A 24,603-nucleotide genomic window follows, 5' to 3' on the forward strand; every position below is an offset into this window, starting at 1 on the left:
GGTGGGCTCCTCGATGCGGGGCAGACAAGCTCCCCCGAGCCTACCTAGCTGCGGTAAGGTGGACACGCAGCGGGTCGATGACAACCTTCGATTCGTTGGGCCCCGGTAGCCCAATTGGCAGCAGGCGATGGATTCAAAACCCATACAGTGTCGGTTCGAGTCCGACCCGGGGCACTTTTCCTTGAATTCCATGGTCACGCGACAGCGCGTGACCATCACCCTTTCCGGGGAACGAGACCCGTTTCGGGCGATCTACGGCGTCCTTCTGCGCAAACGTCGCGCACATGTACGACATCGCCACCCGTCGACGAGCCCTCGCTCTGGTCGAGCAAGGTCGCAGCCTGAACTCGGTGAGCGCCGAGACCGGCATCTCCCGCTCCGCCCTGCGCGCCTGGCGGATCCGAATCGAGCCGCTCCGCCGCACGGGCCGGGACACCGAATGTGTCGGCCCCGCCGACCAGGAGTCCTACGTCTATCTGCTCGGCCTCTATCTCGGCGACGGCTGCATCAGCCCCCACCCACGCGGGGGACACCACCTGCGCATCGCCTGCGGGGAGGCCTGGCCCGGCTTGATCGAACTGTGCCGGGCAGCGATAGCCGCCGTCCGCCCGACGAACCGGGTCTACGTCCTGAAGCGGTCCGGCTGGGTCGTGGTGACCAGCTTCGGACACCACTGGACCTGCCTGTTCCCCCAGCACGCCCCGGGCAAGAAGCACGACCGCCGCATCCACCTGCTCCCCTGGCAGCAGGCCATGGTCGACACCCACCCGTGGGCCCTCGTCCGCGGTCTGATCCACTCCGACGGATGCCGGATCACCAACTGGACCGTCCGCAACGGCAAGCGGTACGAGTACCCGCGCTACTTCTTCACCAACAAGTCGGCGGACATCACCGCCCTCCTGACGACCACCCTGGACCGCCTCGGGGTGAGCTGGACGCGCGCCAACCAGCACAACACCTCCATCGCCCGCAGGGAGTCCGTGGCGCTCATGGACATGCACGTGGGGCCGAAGCACTAGCTACCGGCGGGCGTAGCTGCCGATGCCGACGAGGCAGTAGACGTACTGGTTGATGGGGACGCCGTTGCGCGTGTAGCTGTGCGAGAAGGCGTACTCGGTCCTGGGGTTGGCCTGGCAGCGCTCCATCTCCGTGGTGAAGGGGAAGCGCTGGATGACCTTGTAGTGCGCGTCGGCGGCGGAGCAGGGGACTTCGTTGACGTTGTGAACGCGGGTCGCGGTGGTCGAGTCGGGGAGGGTGCCGTTGAGGCAGGTGCCTTCGTCGTACGGGCTGGGCTGGGGGGCGGCGCTGGTGGGCGTGCCGAGGTCCGGGAGGTCGAGGGTGGGGAGGGGCGCCGGGGTCCAGGGGCGGGCGGAGGAGCCGGCGGCGGGGCGCTTGTCGGCGGTGGTGTCGGTGTCGTCGTCGGCGAGGGCGGCGATGCCGGCGACGAGCGCGGCGGCGCCGAGGACGGCGAGGAGGCAGCCGAGGGGGTTGCCCTTCCGGGCCGGCGGCGGGGCGCCGGCCACCTGTATGCGGAAGAGGACCTCCTGGCCCGCTATCCGTCCGCGGACGAGGTCGCCGTGTCGGGTGGGCGGGAGCGCGAGGCGTGCGGTGGCGCCGTCGCGGAGGGGGAGGTTGAGGACGGTGCCCGCGGCGGCTTGTTCGGGCGTGAGGGTGATCGGGATCTCCTGCGGCGGCACGGGCTTCTCCATGAGGTGGGTCGAGCCGGGTGTTCCGTGGTCGTCGCGGGGATTGTGCCGGGTGCCGGGGCGGTGACGCAGTGGTTCCGGCGGAGTGGTGGCGGATCGTTGCCGGCGGGTGTGCGGGCGCCCCCGCCGGAGGTGGTGGCGGGGGCGTGCGGGGTGCCTGGGGTGTACGCGTCAGCGGACGGGGCGGCCGATGCGGTGGACGCGGACGAGGTTGGTGGAGCCGGTGACGCCGGGAGGCGAGCCGGCGGTGATGACGACGGTGTCGCCGGGGACGCAGCGGCCGATGCGGAGGAGCTCTTCCTCGACCTGGGCGACCATCGCGTCGGTGGAGTCGACGTGGGGGCCGAGGAAGGTTTCGACGCCCCAGGTGAGGCTGAGCTGGGAGCGGGTCGCGGCGTCGGGGGTGAAGGCGAGGAGGGGGATGGGAGAGCGGTAGCGGGAGAGGCGTCGGACGGTGTCGCCGCTCTGGGTGAACGCGACGAGGAACTTGGCCCCGAGGAAGTCGCCCATTTCGGCGGCCGCGCGGGCGACGGCTCCGCCCTGGGTGCGGGGCTTGCTGCGCTCGGTGAGCGGCGGGAGGCCCTTGGCGAGGATGTCCTCTTCGGCGGCTTCGACGATGCGGGACATGGTCTTGACGGTGTCGACGGGGTATTTGCCGACGCTGGTCTCGCCGGAGAGCATGACGGCGTCGGTGCCGTCGATGACGGCGTTGGCGACGTCGGAGGCCTCGGCTCGCGTGGGCCGGCTGTTTTCGATCATCGAGTCGAGCATCTGCGTGGCGACGATGACCGGCTTGGCGTTGCGCTTGGCGAGCTTGACGGCGCGCTTCTGGACGATCGGGACCTGTTCCAGGGGCATCTCGACGCCGAGGTCGCCGCGCGCGACCATGATGCCGTCGAAGGCGGCCACGATGTCGTCGATGTTCTCGACGGCCTGGGGCTTTTCGATTTTGGCGATGACGGGGAGGCGGCGGCCTTCCTCGTCCATGATGCGGTGGACGTCGTCGATGTCGCGGCCGGTGCGGACGAAGGACAGGGCGATGACGTCGGCGCCGGTGCGCAGCGCCCAGCGGAGGTCGTCGATGTCCTTGTCGGAGAGGGCGGGGACGGAGACGGCGACGCCGGGGAGGTTGAGCCCCTTGTGGTCGGAGACCATGCCGCCTTCGATGACGCGGGTGTGGACGCGGGGGCCGTCGACGGCGGTGACTTCGAGGGTCACACGGCCGTCGTCGACGAGGATGCGCTCGCCGGGGGTGACGTCGGCGGCGAGGCCCTTGTAGGTGGTGCCGCAGGTGTGGCGGTCGCCGGGGGTGTCCTCGACGGTGACGGTGAAGGTGTCGCCGCGTTCAAGGAGTACGGGTCCTTCGGTGAAGCGTCCGAGGCGGATCTTCGGGCCTTGAAGGTCGGCGAGGATGCCGACGCTGCGGCCGGTCTCGTCTGCGGCCTTGCGCACGCGCTCGTAGCGCTCCTCGTGTTCGGCGTAGGTGCCGTGGCTGAGGTTGAGGCGGGCGATGTCCATTCCGGCTTCGACCAGGGCTTTGATCTGGTCGTATGAGTCGGTGGCGGGTCCCAGGGTACATACGATTTTTGCTCGGCGCATGAGGTGAGCGTATGCCCTACCGGGCGGTAGGCGGTGGGCTTCCGGTGTCCGCCCAACAACGCCTGGGCGAAGGGTTGTTGACAATTGTTGAATGTGCGTGGGGGTGCTCTGATGAGCACCCCCGGGGTGGGTTTCCGTGCGGTTCTCCAGGCTGTTTTCCGCGGGTCCGTCAGAGGTGCGGCGGGGTCATGGTGAAGCGGGCGTTCACCTGGGCGTAGACGGTTTGGCGCTGGGGTTCCAGGTCGAGGGGCGGTGCGGTTTCCTCGGTGGCTCCGAAGGCCATGGCGCGCATGGTGCCGGCGGGGGCGGCCATGGCGATCGGGGCGGCGTTCTCGGCGCCGAGGTCGGCGAGTTCGACGAGGGCGGCGAGGCGGGCCCCGAGCGCGTCAGCGTATTCGCGGGCGCGTTGGACGGCGTCGAGGACGGCCTGGCGGCGGGCTTCGGCATGGGCGGGCGAGGTGGGGCGCAGCGCCCACCAGGGGCCGTCGACGCGGGTGAGTTCGAGGTCGGCTAGACGGGTGGCGAGTTCGCCGAGGGCGGTGAAGTCGGTGAGTTCGGCGGTGATGTGGACGCGGCCGTGGTAGGCGCGGACGCGTTCGCCGCGGCCGTGGCGGGCGGGTTCGGGGGTGATGGAGAAGGCGCCGGTTTCGAGTTTTTCGACGGCGTCTCCGTAGCTCTTGATGAGGTCGAGGGTGGCGGCGTTGCGGCGGGTGAGGTCTTCCAGTGCGGTGCGGCGGTCGGTGCCGCGGGCGGTGACGGTGATGCCGATACGGGCGATTTCGGGGTCGACTTCGAGGTGCGCCTCGCCGCGGACGGCGATGCGGGGGGTGTCGGGGGTTCCGTAGGGCTGGTGCGGGGTGTCGGTGGTCATGGGTCCAACTGTGGCACTGCGGGGGCCGGGTGGCAGGGAGTTGGGGTGCGGAGGGGGTGTTGCCGGTTGTTGCCGATGGGTCAGAATCTACGCGCGTTGTCAGTGTGGTCAGTGCGTTTTTCAGGGAGTTCGGTATGGGGTTGGACCGCAGGGTGTTCTTGGGCTCGTCGGCAGTGACGGGTGCGGCTGTGGCATGGACGGGGGCGGCTGCGGTGCCGGCGGCCGCGGCTGCGCCGGCTCCGGGACCGCGGCCGGGGCGGACGTACGCGTTCACGGTGATGGGGACGACGGACCTGCACGGGAACGTCTTCAACTGGGACTACTTCACGGACCGCGAGTTCGACGACAAGGCGCACAACGACGTGGGCCTGGCGAAGATCTCGACGCTGGTGGAGAAGGTGCGGGCGGAGAAGGGGCGGTGCAACACGCTGCTGATCGATGCCGGTGACACGATCCAGGGGACGCAGCTGTCGTACTACTACGCCAAGGTGGACCCGATCACCGCGCGCCGCGGCCCGGTGCATCCGATGGCGCAGGCGATGAACGCGATCGGCTATGACGCGGCGGCGCTGGGGAACCACGAGTTCAACTACGGGATTCCGGTGCTGCGGAAGTTCCAGGAGCAGTGCGACTTCCCGCTGCTCGGGGCGAACGCGGTGGATGCGCGGTCGCTGCGGCCGGCGTTCCCCCCGTACAGCATGCACCGGCTGCGCACTCCGCACGGGCGGGACGTGAAGGTGGCGGTCCTGGGCCTGACGAATCCGGGCATCGCGATCTGGGACAAGGCGCACGTGCAGGGGAAGATGGCGTTCCCGGGGCTGGAGGAGCAGGCCGCGAAGTACGTGCCGCGGCTGCGGTCGATGGGCGCCGACGTGGTGATCGTGTCGGCGCATTCCGGTTCGAGCGGTACGTCGTCGTACGGGGACCAGCTGCCGTACGTGGAGAACGCTGCGGGCCTGGTGGCGGAGCAGGTGCCGGGGATCGACGCGATCCTGGTCGGGCACGCGCACACGGAGATACCGGAGTACCGGGTGCGGAACAAGGCGACCGGCAGGGACGTGGTGCTGTCGGAGCCGCTGAAGTGGGGCCAGCGGCTGACGCTGTTCGACTTCGAGCTGTCGTGGCAGCGGGGCCGCTGGTCGGTGGCCTCGGTGTCGGCGCGGGTGCTGAACGCGAACACGGTGCCGGAGGACCCGAAGATCGTGCGGCTGCTCTCGGACGAGCACCGGAAGGTCGTGGAGTACGTCAACCAGGTGATCGGTACGTCGACGCAGGCGATGTCGTCGGCGGAGGGCCCCGTGAAGGACGTCCCGATCATCGACCTGATCAACCACGTGCAGGCGGAGACGGTGAAGGTCGCCCTCGCGGGCACGGAGTGGGCTGCGCTGCCGGTGCTGTCGCAGGCGTCCTGCTTCTCGCGGACGGCGGTGATCCCGGAGGGGAAGGTGACGCTGCGGGACGCGGCGGGCCTGTACCCGTTCGAGAACACGCTGGAGGCCCGGGTCCTGACGGGTGCGCAGGTGAAGGACTACCTGGAGTACTCGGCCCGGTACTTCGTGCGGACGGCTCCCGATGCGGTGGTGGATCCGTCGAAGCTGACGAATGCGGACGGGATACCGGACTACAACTACGACGCGGTGTACGGGCTGGTGTACGACGTGGACATCGCGCAGCCGGTCGGTTCGCGGATCACGGGGCTGTCGTTCGAGGGCAGGCCGGTGGATCCGCAGGCGCGGTTCGTGCTGGCGGTGAACAACTACCGCGCGTCGGGCGGCGGGGCGTTCCCGCACGTGGCGGGGGCGAAGCAGGTGTGGGCGGACTCGGATGAGATCCGGAACACGATCATCTCGTGGGTGAGGGCGAAGGGGAGGGTCGATCCGGCGGGCTTCGCGTCGGTGGGGTGGCGCCTGACGCGGGCGGGCGTGCCGGTGTTCTAGGGCGTGTGCCGGAAGCACGGACAGGCCGGGCGGGGTGGTGCCCCGGTCCGGTCCGTCCGGCCCTAGAGGTCGAGCTGGTGCTGGTGTGTCGTGTGCGTGGGCGTGTAGCCGAGACCGTCGTTGATCCGCCGCATGTGCGCGTTGCTGTCGGCCGTGTCGGCCAGGAGGCCGGCGAGGTCCGGATAGTCCCTGTGGGCTTGTCGGATCGACTCGGCCTTCATCCATCGGCCGAGGCCGTGGCCACGGTGCTCGGGCAGTACGCCCGTGCCGTAGTGCTGGCCGTCACCTGCGCCGTTGCCGGGGATGACGAGTTCGGTGAACCCGGCGATCGAGCCGTTGGAGGCGTCGATGGCGACGACGCTGTGCAGGTGGTCGCCACGCTGCTCGACGGCCTTCGCTGCGGCCCGCACGCGGTCCACGTCCCAGGCCACGGTGCCGTACTCAGCGTCGTCCACGGGCATGTCGTCCATGGCGCGGCGTGAGGCGGCGAACGTCCGGGCGAGGTCGTCGGGGACGGTTCCCCGCCATGACGCCAGCCGGTAGCCGGGATGAGGACGCTCGACGATTCCGGCGAGGACGGTGGTGTCCACCCCGGCCATTGCCAGGCGGGTGTACCTGAAGGTGAGGACCTTCCGGAAACCGCGCGCTGCCAGGAAATGGTCGCCGGGCGATCCGGCTTCTGCCTGCGCGACGATGCGGCGCCGGGCGTTGTCGCGGGCGGTGGCCACGGCGGTGTCGAGGAGCCGGGAGCCGACGCCCTTGCGGCGCTCCGCAGGATGAACGCGGAGGTCGAGCTCGGCGAGGTGATCCTGTCCGCCGTCGAGCAGGCGCAGGAAGGCGGTCCCGGCGGGGTTGGACTCCGCGTCCGACGCCAACCAGGCAAGACGCCGGCCGTGCGGCCCGTGGGCGGGGTCGGTCAGTGGGGTGATGCGAAGGGACAAGGTGTCTCCGTCGAGAGGAGGTGGCATGGGCCGGTACGCGAGCTCAGCTCCTGGGCACTCGTGCGCATGTGCTTCACACCTCCTGGTCGACAGCGCCGGCCTGCACCGATGCGGGCGGCTGGGCGAGCCTGGCCAGCTGCCGGACCCCTGGGCAACGGATTGACGAAAAGGCGGTGCGCGTGTGTGGTCACAGCCACTCGTTGATGGCCGCGACGAGGACGGTCGCCCCGTGGCGGACGGCGAGCTTACGTATCTCGTGGCCACGGAGCGGTTCCTTCTGGGGCGATTGACGCCACATTCGACCGCATGCCGGGCCTTGTGGTCCTCGCCGTGTCCCCGCGGCGCCGTTCGAACCGCCATGCCGCTTCGAGGCAGTACAGCTCTTCCTCGCGGTAGCCGGGCCGTGGCGGACCGAGGCGCTTCGCGGCTTCCACGCACCGCTCGTCGCGGTGGAGTGCGAGACTCTGGACGGCTTCGAGCCGGACGCGGCGCTCCGGGTGGTCAAGCAGCGCCGCCAGCGAGTCACTCAGTACGGGGTCGCCGTTCGCGATGTCGCCGGCGCTGCGGCAGGCCGCGATCCCCACATCGGTGTCCGGGTCGTTCATCAGCGTCAGGACTCCCTCGCGGGCCCTGCCGGACAGGTGCTCGCCGTCCTTGGACGTGCCGAGGCCGGCGGCCACCGCTCGCCGGACGCCGGGGTCGTGGTGGCCGAGGTGCGCCAGGAGGGCGGCTTCGGCGCGCGGGCCCTGGTACGAGGAGAGGCCGTGGAGGACCGTTGCGAGGACGGCGGGGTCCGTCTCCTCGGCTGACCAGTCCGTGAGGGCGGCCACAGCGAGGACGCAGTACTGCTCTTCGTGTGCATCGGCGAAGAGTTCGAACAGCCGTGTCAGTTCGGCACCGAACAGTCGGCGCCTCGGGTCCGCGTCGGCGCGCAGGGTCTCGGCGACGGCCCATGCCTCCGGCTCACGCCGGTGGGAGAGCATGATCGCGGCTCGGCCCCACGCCGTGTGGTCCGGGTCGCGCTCCAGGGCACGGGTGACGAGGTCGTCGCAGGAGGTGCGGATGCCGAGCAGTTCCTCCAACTCCGTGAGGATCGCGCCGTGTCCGTCCCGTACGGTCACTCCTTCGAGCGTCAGCTCGCCGACCTTGTAGTACCCCTCGTCGTCCTGCACGCGGGTGTACGCGACATCGCCCGAGGAACCGGTGCGGCGCCGCAGTTCGGCTTCGGTTCCGGCCTCGTGCCAGGTGCGTGCGAGGTCCCTCAGCTCCTTCAGCTCGGAGGTCGGGTACCTGTGCCGGATGCTGCCGCCGGTGAGGGCGTCGACGAGCGCGGGAGAGCCGAAGCCGACCGCCTCGCGCAGGGACGGCAACCGGTCCGGCGCGACTTCGCCGGGTACTGCTCCGCGCCTGATCAGCAGGTCGGCGACGTCGGTGTGGAGGGCCTGGACGGCCGCGGCGAAGGCGGCGGTCTCGTCGTCGGAGCCCCCGTGGGGCCGGCCCTCGCGTTCTTCCAGGAGCTGCTTCACGCGGAGCATGTCGCCCGCCCTGGCGGCGGCGGCCAGAGGGCCCTCCGCCGCACCGCTCGCGTGTCCGTCCGTCTGCATGACTGCTGCCCCCCGTTGTGTTTCCGCTGGTCAGTCTAGGTGCGGCCGCCTGGCGGGCTCGCATGGTTTTCGGGCCGGGGCCTGAGGGGCGGGGCTCCCGGCCGTCGGGGTGCGGCTCAGGCGTGGTCGGCGAGGGGGCGGAGTTCGACGGTGGGCTGCGGTCGGGGTTCGGGGCGGGGTTCGAGGCCGAAGGTGGTGAAGGCGGTCCGGGCGGGCTGGGGGTAGGGGTCGGTGCCGGTGAGGGTGTTGAGGATGGTGGCGCTGCGCCAGGCGGCGAGGCCGAGGTCGGGGGCGCCGACGCCGTGGGTGTGGCGTTCGCCGTTCTGTACGAAGACGGTGCCGGTGACGGCGGGGTCGAGGACCATCCGGTGGCTGCGGTCGATGCGGGGGCGGCCGGAGGAGTCCTTGCGGAGGTAGGGGTCGAGGCCGGCGAGGAGGCGGTGCAGGGGGCGTTCGCGGTAGCCGGTGGCGAGGATGACGGCGTCGGTGGTGAGGCGGGAGCGGGTGCCCTGGTCGGCGTGCTCCAGATGCAGTTCGATCTTGGTGGTGGCGATGCGGCCCGCGGTGCGGACGGTGACGCCGGGGGTGAGGACGGCGTCGGGCCAGCCGCCGTGGAGGCTGCGGCTGTAGAGCTCGTGGTGGATGGCGGCGATGGTGGCGGTGTCGATGCCCTTGTGGAGCTGCCACTGGGCGGGGAGGAGGCGGTCGCGGACGGGTTCGGGGAGGGCGTGGAAGTAGTGCGTGTAGTCGGGGGTGAAGTGTTCGAGGCCGAGCTTGCTGTACTCCATGGGTGCGAAGGAGGGGGTGCGGGCGAGCCAGGTGAGGCGTTCGCGGCCGGCGGGGCGGGCGCGGAGGAGGTCGAGGAAGACCTCGGCGCCGGACTGGCCTGAGCCGATGACGGTGATGTGGTCGGCGCCGAGGATGCGGGTGCGGTTGTCGAGGTAGTCCGCGGAGTGGATCACGGGGACGGTGGGGGCTTCGGCGAGGGGGCGCAGCGGGTCGGGGACGTGCGGGGCGGTGCCGATGCCGAGGGCGAGGTGGCGGGCGTGCGTGCGGCCGAGGGCTTCGGCTTCGCCGTGCGCGCCGAGGCGGGTGTAGTCGATCTCGAACAGGTCGTGTTCGGGGTTCCAGCGGACGGCGTCGACCTGGTGGCCGAAGTGGAGGCCGGGGAGGTTCTCGGCGACCCAGCGGCAGTAGGCGTCGTATTCGGTGCGCTGGATGTGGAACTGCTGGGCGAAGTAGAAGGGGTAGAGGCGCTCTCTGTTCCTGAGGTGGTTGAGGAAGGTCCAGGGGCTGGTGGGGTCGGCGAGGGTGACGAGGTCCGCGAGGTACGGGACTTGGAGGGTGGTGCCGTCGATGAGGAGTCCGGGGTGCCAGCGGAAGTGGGGGCGTTCGTCGTAGAAGGCGGTGGCGAGGGGGGCGGCTCCGTGGCGGGGCAGGCCGTCGGCGAGGGCGGCGAGGGACAGGTTGAAGGGACCGATGCCGATTCCGACGAGGTCGTGGGGTGCATCGAGGTGGGCGGTCATCGGGGGGTGCTGCCTTCCAGGAGGGTGAGGAGGGTGGTGAGGTCCTGTGGGGTGGTGTGGGGGTTGAGGAGCGTCGCTTTGAGCCAGAGGCGGCCGTCGGCGTTGGCCCGGCCGAGGACCGCGCGGCCGTGGTGGAGGAGGGCGCGGCGGAGGTCGGCGACGTCGGTGTCGGTGGCGTGGGTGGGCCGGAAGAGGACGGTGGTGAGGGTGGGGGCTGCGTGGAGGGTGAAGGCGGGGTGGGCGTCGATGAGTTCGGCGAGGTGGCGGGCGAGGCCGAGGGTGTGGTCGATGAGGCGGGCGACGCCGTCGCGGCCGAGTGCGCGCAGCGTGGCGGCGATCTTGAGGGCGTCGGGGCGTCGGGTGGTGCGGAGGGAGCGGCCGAGGAGATCGGGAAGGCCGGCTTCGGTGTCGTCGGCGGCGTTGAGGTAGTCGGCCTGGTGGGCGAGCGGGGCCAGATGGGCGGTGTCGGGGACGGCGAGGAGGCCGGCGGGGACGGGCTGCCAGCCGAGTTTGTGCAGGTCGAGGGAGATGGACCCGGCGCGGTGGAGGCCGGTGAGGAGGTGCCGGTGCCGCGGGCTGAGGGCGAGGGGGCCGGCGTAGGCGGCGTCGACGTGGAGTTCGGCTCCGTGGCGGGCGCAGGTGTCGGCGAGGGCGTCGAGGGGGTCGATGAGCCCGGCGTCGGTGGTGCCTGCGGTGGCGGTGACGAGGGCGGGGCCGGTGGTGCGGGCGAGGGTGTCGTGGACGTGGCGGGGGTCGAGGACGCCGGTCGGTGTGGGGAGCGAGGTGGTGGGGGGCAGTCCGAGGAGCCAGGCGGCGCGGGGGACGGAGTGGTGGGCGTTGGCTCCGTGGACGACGGTGAGGGCGGGGCCGTGGCGTTCCCGCGCGAGCAGGAGGGCGAGCTGGTTGGCTTCGGTGCCGCCGGTGGTGATCAGGGCGTCGGGCTGCGCGGTGGGGTAGAGCTCGGCGGCGAGCGTGCGGGTGAGGAGGGCTTCGAGGACGGAGGCGGCGGGGGCCTGGTCCCAGGAGTCCAGTGAGGGGTTGAGGGCGCCGGCGGCGAGGTCGGCCGCGGCGGCGACGGCGAGGGGCGGTCCGTGGAGGTGCCCTGCGCAGAGCGGGTGGGCGGGGTCGGCGGCACCGCGCGCCAGGACGTGCACGAGCGTGCGGAGGGCTTCGTGGGGCCCGGTGCCGCGCTCGGGCAGAAGCGCCCCGAGCGCGGCGGCGACGTCGGCGCCGACGGCATCCGGACCGCCGGCGGGAAGGGGTCCGGACCGTGCGCGTGCCCCGGCGGCGAGGGCGTCGAGAACGGTGTCGAGGAGGGGGCGCAGGGCGTCGGGGCCGTCGGGGCCCCCGGCGAGCGGGGGCAGTGGCGGTCCGGGCGGCGCGGTCATGGGATCCTCACGGGGGCGGGCGGTACGGGGCGGCCGGCCCTGTTGTGCGGGGCCCCTGGCATCGGGGCGCGCCCGGCAGCGGTGGCGTCCGGAGCACCCGCCGATACAACGATCCGACCGGAACGGGGTAACCACCCGTCCCCGCGCCCCCGCCACCGGAGCGGTGCCGCGGCGCGGGCAGGCCGCCCGCGGGGCTGCGCCGACCGCCCCTGGTGCGCTCGCCGGACCCGCACGCCCCCGTCCCGGTCAGGAGTTGGCGGTGCGGACGTGGAGGGCGCGGGCCAGGTCGTCCAGTTGGTCCGTGAGGCCGCGGCGGAGGCGGGGGGTGACGGCCGGGTCGGTGAGGGCGGCGCGGCCGGTGGCGAGGTGGTCGGGGTCGACGGCGTGGGCGGGGAAGGCGTGGCGGGCTGCGGCTTCGGCGATGGCGGGGCCGCGGCGGGCGGCGAGCGCGGTGGCTTCGGTGTAGTAGCGGGGGACGTACGGGCTGACGAGGTCGGCCTGTTCGGGCTGCCAGAAGCCGCGGGCGGTGGCGGTGAAGAGGTAGTTGGAGAGGTCGTCGTCGTGGAAGAGCCGGTCCCAGGCGGCGGCCTTCGCCTCGGGGTCGGGGAGGGAGGCGTGGCAGCGGGCGGCGCCTTCGCGGCCGGTGGCGCTGGGGTCGTCGGCGAGGACGGCGTCGATGTCGGCGGGGGTGGCGGCGCCGAGGACGGCGAGGCGGGCGAGGATGCGCCAGCGCAGTTCGGGGTCGAGTTCGGGGCCGCCGGGGACGGTGCCGTCGTCGAGCCAGCCGGCGAGGGTGTGGGGCTGGGTGGCGCTGTCGATGAGGAGGCGTACGGCGGACAGGCGCAGTCCGGGGTCGGAGCCGTCCTCGGTGCGGCGCAGCAGGTCACGCGCGATGCCGGTGAGGGCGGCGAGGGCTTCGGTGCGCCGGTCGGGGGTGAGGTAGCGGTCGGCGATGTGGTGGCGGGCGAAGGTGAGCGCGCCTTGGACGACGGCGAGGTCGGGTTCGTCGCAGAGGTGTGCTTCGGCGGTGGTGAGGTAGTCGCCGGGGGCGAGTTCGCCGTCGCGGACCATGTCGCGCAGGGAGTTCCAGACGACGGCGCGGGTGAGGGGGTCCGGGACGGCGGAGATGCCCCTCAGGGCGGTCTCGACGGAGGTTTCGTCGAGGCGGACCTTGGCGTAGCCGAGGTCGCCGTCGTTGAGGACGAGGAGGGCGGGGCGGGGTCCGGCGGCGGAGAGGACTTCGTCGGTGGGGAGGTCGAGGGTGAGGCGTTCGCGGAGGTGGAGGCGGTCGTCGCCGGGGTCGCGGTCGTAGAGGCCGGCGGCGATGTGGTGGGGGCGGGTGCCGTTGCGGTCGACGGTGAGGGTCCAGCCGCCGTGGCCTTCCTGGATGCGGGAGGTGAGGGTGTCGGCTCCGGTGGTGCGCAGCCAGGTCTCGGCCCAGGTGTGGACGTCGCGGTCGGTGTGGGCGGCGAGGGAGTCGATGAGGTCGGCGAGGGAGGCGTTGGCGAACTTGTGCCGGGCGAAGTGGGTGTTGATGCCGGCGAGGAAGTCCTTTTCGCCGATCCAGGCGACGAGTTGGCGCAGCGCCGAGGCGCCCTTGGCGTAGGAGATGCCGTCGAAGTTGAGGAGGGCGGAGGCGGTGTCGGGGACGGCGTCGGGGTCGGGGGCGACGGGGTGGGTGGAGGGCCGCTGGTCGGCGTCGTATCCCCAGGGCTTGCGTTCCATGGCGAATTCGGTCCAGCTGCCGGTGAAGCGGGTGGCTTCGGTGAGGGTCTGGTAGCCCATGTACTCGGCGAAGGACTCGTTCAGCCAGATGTCGTCCCACCAGCGGAGGGTGACGAGGTCGCCGAACCACATGTGGGCCATTTCGTGGGCGATGGTGTTGGCGCGGCGCTGCCGTTCGGAGTCGGTGACGGCGGAGCGGAAGACGTATTCGTCCCGGAAGGTGACGAGGCCGGGGTTTTCCATGGCGCCCGCGTTGAATTCGGGGACGAAGGCCTGGTCGTAGGAGTCGAAGGGGTACGGCTCCGTGAACTTCTCGTGGTAGCGGTCGTAGCAGGCGGTGGTGATGCCGAGGATTTCGTCGGCGTCGGCGTCGAGGTGGGGAGCGAGGGATTTGCGGCAGTGGATGCCGAAGGGGAGTCCGGCGTGTTCGGTGCGGATGCTGTGCCAGGGGCCCGCGGCGACGGCGGCGAGGTAGGTGGAGATGCGGGGGGTGGGGGCGGAGGTCCAGACGGCGGCGCCGTCGGTGTCGCGGTGGCCGGTGCGGGCGGTGGTGCCGTTGGCGAGGACGGTCCAGTGGGCCGGGGCGGTGACGGTGAACTCGAACACCGCCTTGAGGTCCGGCTGGTCGAAGGCGGGGAAGACGCGCTGGACGTCGTCGAGGAAGAGCTGGGTGTAGAGGTACGTCTCGCCGTCGGCGGGGTCGGTGAAGCGGTGCAGGCCCTCCCCGGTGCGGGAGTAGCGCATGCGGGTGTCGAGGCGGAGTTCGTGCGGGCCGGGGGTGAGGGCGGTGAGGGCGAGCCGGTTGTCGGTGAGGCCGGCCGGGTCGAGGGGGGTGCCGTCGAGTTCGGCGGAGCGCAGTTCGTCCGGTTTCAGTTCGACGAAGGTGTCGCCGGCCGCACGGGCGGTGAAGCGGATGAGGGTGGTGGTGTCGAAGGTGTCGCCGTCGCCGGTGAGGTCGAGGGTGACGGTGTAGTGGTGGACGTCGAGGAGGCGGGCGCGGGCCTCGGCTTCGCTGCGGGTGAGTGCGGACATGGGCCCATGCTGCCTGACGGGCGGGCCGCGGACGCCGCGTGCGGTGGCCGTGGGCCCTGCCCGGCAGAGGGCGCCGGGCCCGCGGCCCCTTTGGCGGCAGGACCTACTCTTCGCGGGCGGCGATCGTCTCGTGGTGGCGGATGACCTCGGCGATGATGAAGTTCAGGAGCTTCTCGGCGAAGGCGGGGTCGAGCTTGGCGTTCTCGGCGAGCTGGCGCAGGCGGGCGATCTGGCTGGCCTCGCGGGCGGGGTCGGCGGGCGGCAGGTGGTGGCGGGCCTTGAGGTGGCCGACCTGCTGGGTGCACTTGAAGCGTTCGGCGAGCATGTGGACGACGGCGGCGTCGATGTTGTCGATGCTGTCGCGGAGGCGGGCCAGCTCGGCGGTGACGTTCTCGTCGGGCGCCTCGGCGGGGCTGTTGTTCATGGTCCCCGAGAATACGTGGCGGGTGCAGGCGGGTCGCGGGGCAGCCGCTGGATGAGACAGCCCGGGGCGGCGTACGGGCCCGGGGCGCGGCGGTGTACGGGGCCCCCGGGCGCGAGGATGCCCCGCCGTCCCGGGGGCCCGAAGGGGCCGGGAGGGCGGGGCCGTGGGGTCAGAGGGAGGCCGCCGCCGTCTTGATCTGCGAGGCGAAGGTGGACACCTCGGTGTACACGCCGGGGTATCCGGCGCGGGCGCAGCCCCGGCCCCAGCTGACGATGCCGACCTGGATCCAGGCCCCGGCGGCGTCGCGGCGGAACATGGGGCCGCCGGAGTCGCCCTGGCAGGTGTCGACTCCGCCCTGGTCGTAGCCGGCGCAGATCTCCTCGCTCGGGACGAGGGAGCTGCCGTAGGCGCTCCGGCAGGCTGCGTCGGAGACGAAGGGGACGTTGGCCTTGAGCAGGTAGCGCTGCTGGCTGCCGCCTTCGCGGGCGGCGCCCCAGCCGGCGACGGTGAAGGTGCCGTTGTCGTACTGCTTGGTCTCGGCGATGTTGAGGGTGGGCAGGTTGATCGGCTTGGCGAGCTTGATCAGGGCCCAGTCCTTGCCCTGGCCGTTGTAGCCGGGGGCGCGGAGGACCTTGGTGGACCTGACCTTGATCGCGCTGGAGCTGTTGAGGTCGACGACGCCGGCGGTGGCGGTGATGGAGGTGTTGTTGCCGCTGGAGCCGACGCAGTGGGCGGCGGTGAGGACGATCTGCTGGGTGAGCAGGGAGCCGCCGCAGCCCATGGAGAGGCGGACCATCCAGGGGAACTCGCCCTGTGCGGCGCGGGTGCCGCCGACGACGGGGGCGGGGGCCGCGTGGGCTCCGGCGGGCTGGAGGCTGACGGCGGCGAGGGCGACGGCGCCGGCGGCGAGGGCGCGCTTGAGGAACGTGCCGAAGGGGGACACGGTCAACACACTGCCTTTCGTGGGGGGTTGGGCTGTGCGTGCCATCGGGTTAATGACACGTACATGTCACACCCGCCGGTGTGCGGACATCAAGGACCCGTTTTCGGACATTCTGCGGAGCCGGGTGCCCGGCGGCCGGCCGCGGGGCCCGGCCCCGCCCGCTCGAACACGGCTTTCCGCGCCCCGGTCCCGGCCGCGCGCCCGCTGCCTCCGCGCGGACGGCCGCCGGACGACGGGAACCGGTCGTACGGGGCTCCCCTCCCCCGCCGGGCCCGTACGCCCGCACGGCCCAACTTTGCGGGCGGCGGCGGTTCGGCAGGGGTGCGGTGTGGGTAGTGATACCCCATCGCACGAGTGCCGGACCGGTCCCGACCCCTCGCCAGGGGGCCGGGGCCGATTCGCGCCCCTCCGCCTCCGGCACCCGCGCCATACGATCCCGCACCGCCGCGCTCCGGCCACCCGGCTGCCGCCTGCGCAGGCCCTGCGGGCACGCCCTGCCCGCCGGCCCGGCCCTCGCCCGCCCCTCCGCCTCCCCCTCCGGCGGGACCTCAGCGGGCGCCGTACACGGGCTGCGGGGTGCGGGCAGCGGCCAGGAGCTTCGCGGCGGCCTCGCCCGCCTCCGCGGGCGTGCGGCGGGCGCCGGCGTCGGCGGTGGGGCCGCGCCGCCAGCCCTCCATGACCGTGATCCGGCCGCCCTCCGCCTCGAAGACCCGTCCGGTGACCCCGGCCGAAGCGCCGCTGCCCAGCCAGACCACCAGCGGCGAGACGTTCCCCGGGGCCATCGCGTCGAACTCCCCCTCCCCCGGCGCCGCCATCGCCTGTGCGAAGACCTCCTCGGTCATCCGGGTCCGGGCGGCCGGCGCGATCGCGTTGACCTGGACCCCGTACCGGCCCAGCTCCGCCGCCGCGACCAGCGTCAGCCCGAGGATCCCTGCCTTGGCGGCGCTGTAGGCGCCCTGCCCGACCGAGCCGGCCAGCCCGGCCCCCGAGGAGGTGTTGACGACGCGGGCGTCCGGGGTGCGGCCGGCGGCGGCCTCCGCCCGCCAGTGCGCGGCCGCGTGCTTCAGCGGCAGGAAGTGGCCCTTCAGGTGGACGCGGACGACCGCGTCCCAGTCGTCCTCGCCGAGGTTGACGAGCATGCGGTCGCGCAGGAAGCCCGCGTTGTTGACGAGCGTGTCCAGCCTGCCGAAGGCCGCCAGGGCGCACTCGACGAGGGAGGCGGCGCCGGCCCCGGTGGCGATGTCGCCGGCGTGCGCCACGGCCTCGCCGCCGAGCGCCCGGATCTCCTCGACGACGCGGGCGGCCGGGCTGCCGGGGGCGGGGCGCCCGTCAGGTCCGGTGCCGAGGTCGTTGACGACGACGCGGGCGCCCTCCGCGGCGAACGCCAGGGCGTGCGCCCGGCCGAGGCCCCGCCCGGCGCCGGTCACGGCGACGACCCTCCCCCGGGCCATCCCGCCGCCCGCACCCGTATCCGTATCCGTATCCGTACCGCTGACGCTGCTGCTGCTCATCTCAGGCCTCCTTGTGGGCGGTTGACGCGTCCAGGAACGCCGGGCGCTCGCCTCCCCCGTGCACGAGCAGGGCGGCCCCGCTGATGTATCCGGCGCGGTCGGAGGCGAGGAACACGGCCGCCGCGCCCGCGTCCGCGGGGTCGGCGAGCCGGCCGAGGGGGACCGTCGCGGCGACGGCGGCGACGCCGTCCGCGTCGCCGTAGTGCAGGTGCGCCGACTCGGTGGCGACCATGCCGAGGACCAGCGTGTTCACGCGGACCCGCGGTGCCCATTCGACGGCCATCGAGCGGGCCAGGTGCTCCAGCCCCGCCTTGGCCGCACCGTACGCGGCGGTTCCCGGCGAGGGGCGGGAGCCGCTGACGCTGCCGACCATGACCACCGACCCGCGGGCCTCCCGCAGCAGCGGGTAGGCGGCCAGGGAGGCCGTCATCGGGGCGACCAGGTTCAGGTGGACGACGCGGGCGTGCCGTTCGGCGGCGCCCTCGCCGAGCGGCCGGTACGGGGTTCCGCCGGCGTTGTTGACCAGGCAGTCGAGGCGGCCCCCCGTCCGGCCGCCGAGGTCGTCGAAGAAGCGCTGCACGCCGCCCGGGTCGCGCAGGTCGACGGGCACGTACGCGGCGGTGCGGCCGCCGGCCGCGACGGGCCGTCCGGGCGGCCGGCGGGCGCAGACGACGACGTCCGCGCCGGCGGCGAGGAACGACCGGGCGATTCCCGCGCCGACGCCGCGGGTTCCGCCGGTGACCACCACGACCCTCCCGCCGAGCTCCATGGGCTGCTACCTTCCTCGCCTAACAAACGTTTGGTGGAAAGGTAGCTGATGCGCCCATGGGTGTCTCCACCTCAAGCCCCGGCAAGGGCCTCGCACTCGTCACGGTCGACTTCCCACCCGTCAACGCCCTCCCCGTGCAGGGCTGGTACGACCTGGCGGACGCCGTCCGCGCCGCCGGCCGCGACCGGGACGTCCGGTGCGTCGTCCTCGCCGCCGAGGGCCGCGGCTTCAACGCGGGCGTCGACCTGAAGGAGTTGCAGTCCGACACCGGGCATGCCCGCCTGATCGGCGCCAACCGCGGCTGCCAGGAGGCCTTCGCTGCGGTGTACGAGTGCGAGGTGCCGGTGGTGGCCGCCGTGCACGGCTTCTGCCTCGGCGGCGGCATCGGCCTGGTCGGCAACGCGGACGCGGTCGTCGCCTCCGACGACGCCGCGTTCGGCCTGCCCGAGCTGGACCGGGGCGCCCTCGGCGCCGCCACGCACCTGGCCCGGCTCGTCCCGCAGCACCTGATGCGGACGCTGTACTACACCTCGCGGACTGTGACCGCCGCCGAGCTGCACGCCCACGGCTCCGTCTGGCAGGTCGTCCCGAGGGCCGGGCTCCGCGCCGCGGCGCTGGCGCTGGCCACGGAGATCGCCCGCAAGGACGGCAGCCTGATCCGCATGGCGAAGGCGGCCATCAACGGCATCGACCCGGTCGACGTGCGCCGCAGCTACCGCTTCGAGCAGGGCTTCACCTTCGAGGCGGCCCTCGGCGGGATCGCCGACCGGGTCCGCGACACCTTCGGGAAGGCGGGGGCGCCGTGACCGGCAAGCTGATGACGGCCGACGAGGCCGCGGGGCGGCTGCGCAGCGGCATGACCGTCGGCATCGGCGGCTGGGGTTCGCGGCGCAAGCCGATGGCGCTGGTACGGGCGCTGCTGCGCTCGCAGGTCACGGACCTGACCGTGGTCTCGTACGGCGGCCCGGACGTCGGCATGCTCGCCGCGGCCGGCCGGATCCGGCGGCTGGTGGCGCCGTTCGCCACGCTCGACTCGATCCCGCTGGAGCCGCACTTCCGGGCCGCCCGCGAGCGCGGCGCGCTCGCCTTCACCGAGTACGACGAGGCGATGTTCCTGTGGGGGCTGCGGGCCGCCGCAAACCGGCTGCCGTTCCTGCCCGTGCGCGCCGGGCTCGGCTCGGACGTCCTGCGCGTCAACCCCGGGCTGCGTACGGTCGCCTCGCCGTACGGGGACGGCGAGGAGCTCGTCGCGGTGCCCGCGCTGCGGCTGGACGCGGCCCTGGTCCACGTCAACCGCGCGGACCGGCACGGCAACGGCCAGTACCTGGGCCCGGACCCGTACTTCGACGACCTGTTCTGCGCGGCCGCCGACGCCGCCTACCTCTCCTGCGAGCAGCTCGTGGAGACCGCGGACCTCGCCGAGGCCGGGCCGCCGCAGTCGCTGCTGGTCGGCCGGCACACCGTCACCGGTGTCGTGGAGGCGCCGGGCGGCGCGCACTTCACCTCCTGCGCGCCCGACCACGGGCGGGACGAGGCCTTCCAGAAGCTGTACGCGGCCACCCCCTGGCCCGAGTTCGCCGCGCGCTTCCTGGCAGGCCGCAGCGAGGACGACTACCGCGGCGCCGTCCGCGCCTGGCACGGGGAGCGGCAGCAGTGAACGCGGGAGCGGCGGCGGGCCCGGGCGGTGCGGTGAGCCGGGCGGAGTACTGCGTGGTGGCGTGCGCCGAGGAGTGGCGGGGCGCGGGGGAGGTCCTGGCGAGCCCGATGGGGCTGATCCCCTCGCTCGGGGCGCGGCTGGCGCGGCTGACGTTCTCCCCCGACCTGCTGCTGACCGACGGCGAGGCGCTGCTCGTGGGGCCGGACGGCGAGGTGGAGGGCTGGCTGCCCTACCGGCGGCACCTGGACCTGGTCGCGGGCGGGCGGCGGCACGTGATGATGGGCGCGAGCCAGATCGACCGGTACGGCAACCAGAACATCTCCTGCATCGGCGACTGGGAGCGGCCGGACCGGCAGCTCCTCGGAGTGCGGGGCGCCCCCGCCAACACGGTCAACCACCCGGTCGGCTACTGGGTGCCGCGGCATTCGCGGCGGGTGTTCGTCGAGCGGGTCGACATGGTGTGCGGGGTCGGCCACGACCGGGCGGCGGCAGGGGGTGCGGGCCGCTTCCACCGGCTGGGCCGGGTGGTCAGCGACCTCGGCGTGTTCGACTTCGCGACGCCCGACCGGTCGATGCGGCTCGCCTCCCTGCACCCGGGCGTCGGGGTGGAGGAGGTGCGGGAGGCCACCGGGTTCGCGCTCGCCGTGCCGGAGGAGGTCCCTTACACGCGGGAGCCGACCGCCGGGGAGCTGCGGCTGCTCCGCGAGGTCCTCGACCCGGCGGGGCTGCGCGAGCGGGAAGTGCGGGGCTGAGGCGGTGGAGACGGCGCTGACCCGGCTGGTCGGGGTGCGGTATCCGATCGTGCAGACGGGCATGGGGTGGGTGGCGGGGCCGCGGCTGGTGTCGGCCGCGGCGAACGCGGGCGCGCTGGGGATCCTCGCGTCCGCGACGATGACGGCGGACGGGCTGCGGGCGGCGGTGCGGGAGGTGCGGTCGCGTACGGACGCCCCGTTCGGGGTGAACCTGCGGGCGGACGCCGGGGATGCCGCCGAGCGGGTCCGGATCCTCGTCGAGGAGGGCGTGCGGGTGGCGTCGTTCGCGCTGGCCCCGTCGCGGGAGCTGATCGCCCGGCTGAAGGACGCGGGCGTGGTGGTGATCCCGTCGGTCGGGGCGCGCCGGCATGCGGAGAAGGTCGCGGCGTGGGGGGCGGACGCGGTCCTCGTACAGGGCGGCGAGGGCGGCGGGCACACCGGGGAGGTGGCCACGACGGTGCTGCTGCCGCAGGTGGTGGACGCGGTGGACGTGCCGGTGGTGGCGGCGGGCGGCTTCCGCGACGGGCGCGGGCTGGTCGCGGCGCTGTCGTACGGGGCAGCCGGGATGGCGATGGGTACGCGGTTCCTGCTGACCTCGGACTCGACGGTGCCGGACCCGGTGAAGGCCCGCTACCTGGCGGCCGGCGTCGGGGACGTGACGGTGACCCGGGCCGTGGACGGGATGCCGCACCGGATGCTGCGCACCGACCTGGTGGCCGCGCTGGAGCGGGCGGGGCGGGCGGGGGCGCTGCTGCGGGCGGTCCGGCACGCGGCGGGGTTCCGGAGGCTGTCGGGGCTGTCGTGGCCGCGGATGGTGCGGGACGGGCTGGCGATGCGGCACGGGCGGGAGCTGTCGTGGAGCCAGGTGCTGCTGGCCGCGAACACGCCGATGCTGCTGCGGGCGTCGATGGTCGAGGGCCGCACCGACGTCGGGGTCATGGCGTCGGGGCAGGTCGCCGGGGTGATCGACGACCTTCCGTCGTGCGCGGAGCTGGTGGAGCGGATCATGGCCGAGGCGCGTGCGGTACTGGCCCGGCTGGAGGCGCTGGAGGCCTCGGGCGGCGGACCCGCGGGCTGACCCCGGCGGGCCGCCGCGGCAGCGGCAGGGCGCGCTGCTGCTCAGGCGCCGCCGCGGGCGGCGGGCTGGCGGTCGCCGCCGGAGCGCCGGCGGCCGCCGGAGGAACCGGAGCGGGAGCCGCCGGAGCGGGCGCCGCCGGTGCGGGCCGCGGCCGGGGCGCCGCCCTGGGCCGTGCCGCGGCTGCGGCGGGGCCGGCCGTCGCCGGGGGCCTGCGCGGTGCCCGCGCCGGCCTCGGTGCGTCCGGCGCCGCCGCGTCCGCCGCCCTGGCCGCCGTTCTGGCCGCCGCCGCCCTGGCCGCGCCCGGAGCGGCGCCGTCCGCCGCCGCCCTGGCCGGTGCGCTGCTTCGGCGGGGCCGCCGGCTGGGGCACCTCGATGACGACGGGCACGCCGGAGGGCTCCCGGGCGCCGGTGAGCCGGGACAGCTCACCGTCGGAGGACTTGACCTGCGCGGTGCGCGGGGAGATCCCGGCGTCGGCCATGAGGCGGGACATCTCGCGCTTCTGCTCGGGCAGGACGAGGGTGACGACGCTGCCGGACTCGCCGGCGCGGGCGGTGCGGCCGCCGCGGTGCAGGTAGTCCTTGTGGTCGGTGGGCGGGTCCACGTTGACGACGAGGTCGAGGTCGTCGATGTGGATGCCGCGGGCGGCGACGTTCGTCGCGATCAGCGCGGTGACCTCGCCGGTCTTGAACCAGTCGAGGGTGCGGTTGCGCTGCGGCTGGGAGCGGCCGCCGTGCAGGCCGGAGGCGCGTACGCCCTGGGCGAGGAGGCGCTTGACCATGCGGTCGACGCCGCGCTTGGTGTCGACGAACATGATGACGCGGCCGTCGCGGGCGGCGATGCGGGTGGCGACGGCCTTCTTGTCGGTCTCGTCCATCACGTACAGGACGTGGTGCTCCATGGTGGTGACCGCGCCGGCGGACGGGTCGACGGAGTGGCCGACCGGGTCGGTGAGGAACCTGCGGACGAGCTTGTCGATGTTCTTGTCGAGCGTCGCGGAGAACAGCAGGCGCTGGCCGCCGGGCTCGACCTGATCCAGGAGGGCGGTGACCTGGGGCATGAAGCCCATGTCGGTCATCTGGTCGGCCTCGTCGAGGACGGTGATGGCGACCTGGTCGAGGACGGCGTCTCCGCGGTCGATGAGGTCCTTCAGGCGGCCCGGGGTGGCGACGAGCACCTCGGCGCCGCGGCGCAGCGCGCCGGCCTGCCGGTTGATCGACATGCCGCCGACGACGGTCGTCGTGCGCAGGTTCAGCGCGGTGGCGTAGGGGGCGAGGGCGTCGGTGACCTGCTGGGCCAGTTCGCGGGTCGGTACGAGGACCAGGGCGAGCGGGGCCTTGGGCTGGGCTCGGCGGCCGGCGGTGCGGGCGAGGAGGGCCAGGCCGAAGGCGAGGGTCTTGCCGGAGCCGGTGCGGCCGCGGCCGAGGAGGTCGCGGCCGGCGAGGGAGTTCGGGAGGGTGGCGGCCTGGATGGGGAAGGGCTCGGTGACGCCCTGGGCGGCGAGGGTCTTCAGGAGGGCCTCGGGGAGGTCCATGTCCTCGAACGCGGCGGCCGGCGGGAGCGGCGGGACCACCGGGTCGGGCATGGTGAACTCCTGCGGCCGAGGGGCCTGGGCGGCGTTCTGCCGGCCGGTGCCGGGCTTCTGCCGTCCCTGGGCGGGTCCCCGGCCGCGGGCGGGTCGGCGGGCGGGGCGGGCGGTGCTGGAGCTGGTCATGCGGGACGGCCCTCCTGAAGAGGCGGTGAGGGCCCCACCCGGTGGATCCGGTGCAAAACATTAAAAAGCGCCTGCGGACGATGTCCCGTCAGGCGCACATATGTTCCTGGGTACCACAACTGCAAGGATCAACGTAGCACACCGGTGCCCGTCCGTGCGGAGCACCGGGCGCGGGCGGGGCCTGGCGGGGGTGCGGCCCGCCCGCACCCGGCAGGCGGCCGCCGCGGGGGCGGGCGGGGCCGCCGGGGCGGTTCAGAGGCGTTCGAGGATGGTGACGTTGGCCTGGCCTCCGCCTTCGCACATGGTCTGCAGGCCGTAGCGGCCGCCGGTGCGCTCCAGCTCGTGGAGCAGGGTCGTCATGAGGCGGGCGCCGGTCGCGCCGAGGGGGTGGCCGAGGGCGATCGCGCCGCCGTTGGGGTTGACGCGGTCCGGGTCGGCGCCGGTCTCCTTCAGCCAGGCGAGGACGACGGGGGCGAAGGCCTCGTTGATCTCGACGAGGTCGATGTCGTCGAGGGTCATGCCGGTCTTCTTCAGGGCGTGGGCGGTGGCGGGGATGGGTGCGGTCAGCATGCGGATGGGGTCCTCGCCGCGGGCGGAGAGGTGGTGGATGCGGGCGCGGGGCCGCAGCCCGTGGTCGGCGAGGGCCCGCTCGGAGGCGATCAGCAGGGCGGCCGCGCCGTCGGAGACCTGGGAGGAGGCGGCGGCGGTGATCGTGCCGCCGGCGACGACGGGGTTCAGGGCGGCCATCTTCTCCGGGGTGGTGTCGCGGCGCGGGCCCTCGTCGGCGGCGACGCCGGCACAGGGGGCGGTCTCGCGGTCGAAGCGGCCCTCGTCGAGCGCGCGGACGGCCCGCCGGTGGGAGCGCAGCGCGTACTCCTCCATGTCGGTGCGGCCGATGCGCCACTGGCGGGCGATGAGTTCCGCACCGTGGAACTGGTTGACGGGTGCGTCCCCGTACCGGGCGCGCCAGCCGGTGCTGCCGGCGTAGGGGCCGTCGGTGAGCCCGAGGGGTTCGGCGGCCTGACGGGAGGCGTAGGCGATGGGGACCATGGACATGTTCTGGGTGCCGCCGGCAACGACGAGGTCCTGGGTGCCGGACATGACGGCCTGGGCGGCGAAGTGGACGGCCTGCTGGGAGGAGCCGCACTGCCGGTCCACGGTCACGCCGGGCACCTCCTGGGGCAGTCCGGCCGCGAGCCAGGCGGTGCGGGCGATGTCGCCGGCCTGCGGGCCGACGGTGTCGAGGCAGCCGAAGACGACGTCGTCGACGGCGGCGGGGTCGATGCCGGTGCGGTCGACGAGGGCGGCCAGGACGTGGGCGCCGAGGTCGGCGGGGTGGACGGCGGCGAGCCCTCCCCCGCGCCTCCCGACGGGGGTGCGGACCGCGTCGACGATGTAGGCCTCGGGCATCGGGGGCTCCTCTGGTCG

20 protein-coding genes and 1 tRNA gene are annotated in these 24,603 nt (G+C 73.5%); 7 read left to right on the plus strand and 14 right to left on the minus strand.

The window, feature by feature from the left end:
* Positions 1-99: 99 nt before the first annotated feature.
* A tRNA-Leu gene (locus tag C0216_RS23065) sits at positions 100-174 on the plus strand.
* A 110-nt stretch (positions 175-284) separates the two neighbouring features.
* Positions 285-1,019, plus strand: a complete 735-nt coding sequence (locus tag C0216_RS23070; RefSeq protein ID WP_114057125.1) for a helix-turn-helix domain containing protein — start codon at positions 285-287, stop codon at positions 1,017-1,019.
* Here C0216_RS23070 and C0216_RS33585 read toward each other — a convergent pair whose 3' ends face one another.
* The 3 genes from C0216_RS33585 to C0216_RS23085 form a co-directional block, all read right to left on the minus strand.
* Positions 1,020-1,709 carry an LppU/SCO3897 family protein gene (locus tag C0216_RS33585; protein WP_162793279.1) on the minus strand — a complete coding sequence of 230 codons (690 nt, stop codon included), beginning with the start codon at positions 1,707-1,709 and terminating at the stop codon, positions 1,020-1,022.
* 168 nt (positions 1,710-1,877) lie between these two features.
* Positions 1,878-3,305, minus strand: a complete 1,428-nt coding sequence (gene pyk / locus C0216_RS23080; RefSeq protein ID WP_114057126.1) for a pyruvate kinase — start codon at positions 3,303-3,305, stop codon at positions 1,878-1,880.
* 169 nt (positions 3,306-3,474) lie between these two features.
* Complete coding sequence (locus C0216_RS23085; protein WP_114057127.1) at positions 3,475-4,176, minus strand: SIMPL domain-containing protein; 702 nt, start codon at positions 4,174-4,176, stop codon at positions 3,475-3,477.
* 134 nt (positions 4,177-4,310) lie between these two features.
* Here C0216_RS23085 and C0216_RS23090 point away from each other — a divergent pair, with 134 nt between their 5' ends.
* On the plus strand, positions 4,311-6,113 hold the full coding sequence (locus C0216_RS23090; protein WP_114057128.1) for a bifunctional metallophosphatase/5'-nucleotidase: 1,803 nt from the start codon (positions 4,311-4,313) through the stop codon (positions 6,111-6,113).
* Positions 6,114-6,175: 62 nt separating this feature from the next.
* Here the strand turns inward: C0216_RS23090 and C0216_RS23095 are convergent, their stop codons facing one another.
* The 9 genes from C0216_RS23095 to C0216_RS23135 all read right to left on the minus strand — a co-directional run bounded on the left by C0216_RS23095 (position 6,176) and on the right by C0216_RS23135 (position 17,976).
* A complete protein-coding gene (locus C0216_RS23095) occupies positions 6,176-7,054 on the minus strand; it encodes a GNAT family N-acetyltransferase (protein WP_114057129.1) in 879 nt (292 codons plus the stop codon).
* Positions 7,055-7,299: 245 nt separating this feature from the next.
* The gene (locus C0216_RS23100) at positions 7,300-8,658 is read right to left on the minus strand and encodes a HEAT repeat domain-containing protein (RefSeq protein WP_114057130.1); all 1,359 of its coding nucleotides are present in this window, start codon (positions 8,656-8,658) and stop codon (positions 7,300-7,302) included.
* A gap of 116 nt (positions 8,659-8,774) precedes the next feature.
* A complete protein-coding gene (locus C0216_RS23105; protein ID WP_114057131.1) occupies positions 8,775-10,184 on the minus strand; it encodes a lysine N(6)-hydroxylase/L-ornithine N(5)-oxygenase family protein in 1,410 nt (469 codons plus the stop codon).
* Positions 10,181-11,572 (minus strand): pyridoxal phosphate-dependent decarboxylase family protein, encoded by a 1,392-nt coding sequence (locus C0216_RS23110; RefSeq protein WP_114057132.1) that lies wholly within the window; start codon positions 11,570-11,572, stop codon positions 10,181-10,183. Before C0216_RS23110 ends, C0216_RS23105 begins: the two co-directional genes overlap by 4 nt.
* 246 nt (positions 11,573-11,818) lie before the next feature.
* Positions 11,819-14,329: an aminopeptidase N gene (gene pepN / locus C0216_RS23115; protein WP_114057133.1), complete on the minus strand. Its 2,511-nt coding sequence runs from the start codon at positions 14,327-14,329 to the stop codon at positions 11,819-11,821.
* 103 nt (positions 14,330-14,432) lie between these two features.
* On the minus strand, positions 14,433-14,753 hold the full coding sequence (locus tag C0216_RS23120) for a chorismate mutase (RefSeq protein ID WP_114057134.1): 321 nt from the start codon (positions 14,751-14,753) through the stop codon (positions 14,433-14,435).
* A gap of 169 nt (positions 14,754-14,922) precedes the next feature.
* The gene (locus tag C0216_RS23125; RefSeq protein WP_114057135.1) at positions 14,923-15,741 is read right to left on the minus strand and encodes a serine protease; all 819 of its coding nucleotides are present in this window, start codon (positions 15,739-15,741) and stop codon (positions 14,923-14,925) included.
* 503 nt (positions 15,742-16,244) lie between these two features.
* Positions 16,245-17,207, minus strand: a complete 963-nt coding sequence (locus tag C0216_RS23130; protein ID WP_114057136.1) for an SDR family oxidoreductase — start codon at positions 17,205-17,207, stop codon at positions 16,245-16,247.
* Between the two features lies 1 nt (position 17,208).
* Positions 17,209-17,976 (minus strand): SDR family oxidoreductase, encoded by a 768-nt coding sequence (locus C0216_RS23135; RefSeq protein WP_114057137.1) that lies wholly within the window; start codon positions 17,974-17,976, stop codon positions 17,209-17,211.
* Positions 17,977-18,032: 56 nt separating this feature from the next.
* Between C0216_RS23135 and C0216_RS23140 the strand changes: the two genes are divergently transcribed.
* From C0216_RS23140 to C0216_RS23155, 4 genes are read left to right on the plus strand one after another with little or no spacing between them, the layout of a single operon-like run.
* Positions 18,033-18,782 carry an enoyl-CoA hydratase family protein gene (locus tag C0216_RS23140; RefSeq protein WP_114057138.1) on the plus strand — a complete coding sequence of 250 codons (750 nt, stop codon included), beginning with the start codon at positions 18,033-18,035 and terminating at the stop codon, positions 18,780-18,782.
* Positions 18,779-19,633, plus strand: a complete 855-nt coding sequence (locus C0216_RS23145; protein ID WP_114057139.1) for a CoA transferase subunit A — start codon at positions 18,779-18,781, stop codon at positions 19,631-19,633. Before C0216_RS23140 ends, C0216_RS23145 begins: the two co-directional genes overlap by 4 nt.
* On the plus strand, positions 19,630-20,385 hold the full coding sequence (locus tag C0216_RS23150; RefSeq protein ID WP_174250445.1) for a CoA-transferase subunit beta: 756 nt from the start codon (positions 19,630-19,632) through the stop codon (positions 20,383-20,385). Before C0216_RS23145 ends, C0216_RS23150 begins: the two co-directional genes overlap by 4 nt.
* A gap of 4 nt (positions 20,386-20,389) precedes the next feature.
* Positions 20,390-21,463: an NAD(P)H-dependent flavin oxidoreductase gene (locus tag C0216_RS23155; protein ID WP_114057140.1), complete on the plus strand. Its 1,074-nt coding sequence runs from the start codon at positions 20,390-20,392 to the stop codon at positions 21,461-21,463.
* A 41-nt stretch (positions 21,464-21,504) separates the two neighbouring features.
* Here C0216_RS23155 and C0216_RS23160 read toward each other — a convergent pair whose 3' ends face one another.
* On the minus strand, positions 21,505-23,175 hold the full coding sequence (locus tag C0216_RS23160; protein ID WP_114057141.1) for a DEAD/DEAH box helicase: 1,671 nt from the start codon (positions 23,173-23,175) through the stop codon (positions 21,505-21,507).
* Positions 23,176-23,427: 252 nt separating this feature from the next.
* Positions 23,428-24,585 carry an acetyl-CoA C-acetyltransferase gene (locus C0216_RS23165; RefSeq protein ID WP_114057142.1) on the minus strand — a complete coding sequence of 386 codons (1,158 nt, stop codon included), beginning with the start codon at positions 24,583-24,585 and terminating at the stop codon, positions 23,428-23,430.
* Positions 24,586-24,603 lie beyond the last annotated feature (18 nt).

This window comes from Streptomyces globosus, assembly GCF_003325375.1.
Lineage (GTDB): Bacteria > Actinomycetota > Actinomycetes > Streptomycetales > Streptomycetaceae > Streptomyces > Streptomyces globosus_A.